This is a genomic window from Bradyrhizobium sp. (genome assembly GCF_030693485.1).
GTDB lineage: Bacteria > Pseudomonadota > Alphaproteobacteria > Rhizobiales > Xanthobacteraceae > Bradyrhizobium.
This window is the reverse complement of the sequence record NZ_JAUYAN010000210.1, coordinates 1-1,224: the sequence shown is the minus strand read 5'-3', so window position 1 is coordinate 1,224 and position 1,224 is coordinate 1. Positions and strand designations below refer to the sequence as shown.

Below are 1,224 nucleotides of genomic sequence, written 5' to 3'. Positions count from 1 at the left end.
GCGGGACCGGCGATGGCGCAGGAACTCACCGGGACGCTGAAAAAAATCAAGGACACCGGGACCATCACCCTCGGCCACCGCGACTCGTCGATCCCATTCTCTTACCTCGACGACAGCCAGAAGCCGATCGGCTACGCCATGGACATCTGCTACAAGATCGTCGATGCCGTGAAGAAGGAGCTCAAGCTCGACAAGCTCGAGGTCAAGCTCAATCCGGTGACCTCATCGACCCGCATTCCGTTGCTCGCCAACGGCACCATCGATCTCGAATGCGGTTCGACCACCAACAACGCCGAGCGGCAGAAGCAGGTCGCCTACACCAACACCCACTTCCTGACCGCGAGCCGTTACGTCACGAAGAAATCCAGCAAGATCAACTCGATCGACGATCTCAAGGGCAAGGCGGTGGTCTCCACGTCGGGTACCACCAACATCAAGCAGCTCACTGAAGCCAGCGCCGAACGCAAGCTCGGCATCAACATCATCCCGGCCAAGGATCACGCCGAAGCCTTCCTGATGGTCGAGACCGACCGCGCCGTGGCTTTCGTGATGGACGATATTTTGCTGGCGAGCCTGGTTGCCGGCTCGAAGGCGCCGGGCGATTACGTCATCTCGAGTGACGCATTCTCCAAGCCGGAGCCTTACGGCATCATGCTGCGCAAGGACGACCCGGCCTTCAAGAAGGTGGTCGATGCGGCCACGGCTGCGCTCTATATGGGCGGCGAGGGCCAGAAGATCTACGACAAGTGGTTCATGTCCAAGATCCCGCCCAAGGGCCTGAACCTCAATGTGCCGATCGACGCAAAGCTGAAGAACGAGTTCGCCAAACCGTCGGACTCGGCGGATCCGGATTCCTACAAATAGGCAAACGGGTGCTTCTGCCCATGCAATGGCCCGGCCATTGCATGGGCACGTTTCGGCGGCATAACGGACGGTAGGCCTTCGTGAGCTATAACTGGAACTGGAGCATCTTCTTCGAGCCGGCCCCGGGGGGGACCGGTACCTATTTCGATATGCTGCTCAGGGGACTGTGGCTGACCATCCAGACCGGGGTGTTCGCCTGGATCATCGCGCTGGTGTTCGGCTCTGTTATCGGCGTGCTGCGGACGCTGCCGTCGAAGACCGCCTCCTGGATCGGCTTCGCCTACGTCGAATTCTTCCGCAATATGCCGCTGCTGGTGCAGCTCTTCCTCTGGTTCTTCGTGCTGCCGGAATTGCTGCCGC

Annotated in this window: 2 protein-coding genes; both read left to right on the top strand. The window is 60.0% G+C overall.

All coding sequences use genetic code 11. The features are described from left to right. Positions 1-12: 12 nt before the first annotated feature. A complete protein-coding gene (locus tag Q8N40_RS15640; RefSeq protein ID WP_305712445.1) occupies positions 13-864 on the top strand; it encodes an amino acid ABC transporter substrate-binding protein in 852 nt (283 codons plus the stop codon). An 80-nt stretch (positions 865-944) separates the two neighbouring features. Further along, positions 945-1,224, top strand: a 280-nt coding sequence (locus Q8N40_RS15635; protein ID WP_305712444.1) for an ABC transporter permease subunit, incomplete at its 3' end; no start/stop codon positions are given.